Annotated in this window: 2 protein-coding genes and 1 pseudogene; 2 read left to right on the top strand and 1 reads right to left on the bottom strand. The window is 39.2% G+C overall.

Annotated elements, in window-relative coordinates:
* On the bottom strand, positions 1-864 hold an 864-nt coding region (gene dacB / locus BTA30_RS22115; protein WP_076764203.1), incomplete at its 3' end, for a D-alanyl-D-alanine carboxypeptidase/D-alanyl-D-alanine endopeptidase.
* A 465-nt stretch (positions 865-1,329) separates the two neighbouring features.
* Here dacB and BTA30_RS22110 point away from each other — a divergent pair.
* Entirely contained in the window at positions 1,330-1,614 is a 285-nt protein-coding gene (locus tag BTA30_RS22110) for a helix-turn-helix transcriptional regulator (RefSeq protein WP_239693627.1), read from the top strand.
* Positions 1,602-1,823, top strand: a pseudogene (locus tag BTA30_RS22105) (Tn3 family transposase); the annotation flags it as partial. The gene BTA30_RS22110 and the pseudogene BTA30_RS22105, both read left to right, overlap by 13 nt.
* Positions 1,824-2,016 lie beyond the last annotated feature (193 nt).

Raw genomic sequence — 2,016 nt, 5'->3', positions numbered from 1 at the left:
AGCCTGTTTCAATAAATCGAGCGCATAGCGGGAAGGTTCCCATACTGCAACCCATTGTCTGACTTTGGATGTTTCCAGGGGAATGGTTCCTTTGATTTGAATCGTGTTTGTGCCGTGATTCCTTTTCACCTCGATGTCTTTCTTTCCGTCAGCGGGAACGGTTTCGGCGTGATTTTTGATCTTGACATAGTTAGTTTTCGGTGTAATAGCCACCTTGGGTTTTTCTCCGGTTTTACTGCCTGGGTTCACTTCAAGAATAACTGTTCCGGCGTCATAGTCTTCATTTGGCGAGGCGGTTAAAGCAGAGACTTGGGCGCCGTAATATGCATCTTCATCACTCCAGGATAAATCCTGTGAATAGCGGACATCATCATACCAGGAGTCATCTCCGATGAGATACCCGCGGATCGTTGTGATTCCTTTTTTGCGAATGCTTTCTGCCAGCTGATCAAAATCTGTCGGTAAGAGCGTCGGATCGCCTTTTCCTTTTAAATAAAGGCTGCCCATCAATGTTTTGCCGCGCTGTTGTCCGTCAGACAAAACCTCCGTCTGAAATGAATAGTCTTCTCCCAGTACGTTGAGAGCCGCAGCAGCAGTTAAAAGCTTCATGTTTGATGCCGGTCTTAAGCGGACATCACCCATATGGCCGTACAAGATTTCGCCGGTTGACAGAGACCTGACGCTGACCCCTGCGAGCGCTCCTTTTAGATTCGGATCATGTTTTAAAAGCCGCTCAATTTCATGATGCATTCCGCCCTTTTCTTCTGCGGCAAGGACGGCGGGTTCTTCCCCGCGAATATGGGAAGAAAGCGTCAATATCAAGATCATCGCGATACATAAACAAAGCTTCATGTTTTTTTTCATTTCATCCCGCCTTCCCGGTATGTTTTAATACTTTATTGCAAAAATGGGCGGGATATACTTCTGTTGATCTGTTTTCAGCAAAAACCTTCTGTAGGGGTAGTACCAGCGAAGCTGACACCACCCGCAATAAGGAAATGTCAAGGTAATAATAAGTTTTGTTTAAGTTACATACTTCCAACACACAACCCCCGTCCTGTTTTGGATGAGGGTAAATAAAGTTTTATTCAACAATCGCTCCCTCTTCTGGAACACCAAAATAATGATTGTTGCCTTCCAATAATCATATTCGTTTAAGACAGTTGAGTACGTTTAATAGCTATTAACGGAATGGATGACTAATAAAGAATGTTATGAAATGATTATTTAAGTAATAATGAAAGATAAGTTCCGATAAACTCCGTATATAAAATATCGAGTGAAAAATGAATTTCACCGATATTATGTATTTATAAAGGAGGGAAATGAATGTTACAGAAATTCAATAATTTGATGGATTATATTGAAGCACATTTGACGGAAGAAATCTCTGGAAAAGATATATCAAAAATTGTAGGAATATCTGATTATCACTTTAAAAGAATGTTCTCGTATATGGCTGGAATGTCATTGAATGATTATATCAAAAACAGGAGATTGTCCGTTGCAAATGTTGAATTAATTAAAGGAGCAAGAGTGACAGATATTTCCTATGAATACGGTTTTCAATCTATAGAAGGATTCTCGAGAGCCTTTCGTGAACTAGTTTACTAGATATCCTCAAAGAAGCTGATTTGCGTGTAAACTTTACAGAACTTTTTAAAACAGCTGCTTCAAGAGAGGCCATTAATACAGAAATACTGCAAAAGAGACTTATCTTATGTTTATATGGTTTGGGAACAAATGCAGGGCTAAAGCGAATTTCAAACGGAGAACATGGAGAAAAATATAAAGATTTGTTATATATACGGCGAAAATACATTGAATTCGCTTGCTGGTGGTACTCCTAATGGGTGAACACCAAATAGATTTTTTATGGCGCTTCTGCCACTAAACAAAAAAATCGCCTTAGTTTTGATAATGCCAAATGCATTTTGCTCAAAATTTTTCATCATATTTTCATTTACCCGTCAAATTTAAAGCGAAAAAAAGCGCCACTTATAGTTTAAACTATAA

Origin of the sequence: Bacillus swezeyi, from assembly GCF_001969815.1 — a bacterium.
In the GTDB taxonomy this organism is placed as follows: Bacteria; Bacillota; Bacilli; order Bacillales; family Bacillaceae; genus Bacillus; species Bacillus swezeyi.
This window is presented reverse-complemented; position numbering and strand designations above follow the sequence as displayed.

What these genes read in the sequence shown, in the direction of transcription:
- BTA30_RS22110 (WP_239693627.1), top strand. Translation starts at nt 1,330, where the DNA reads ATGTTACAGAAATTCAATAATTTGATGGATTATATTGAAGCACATTTG.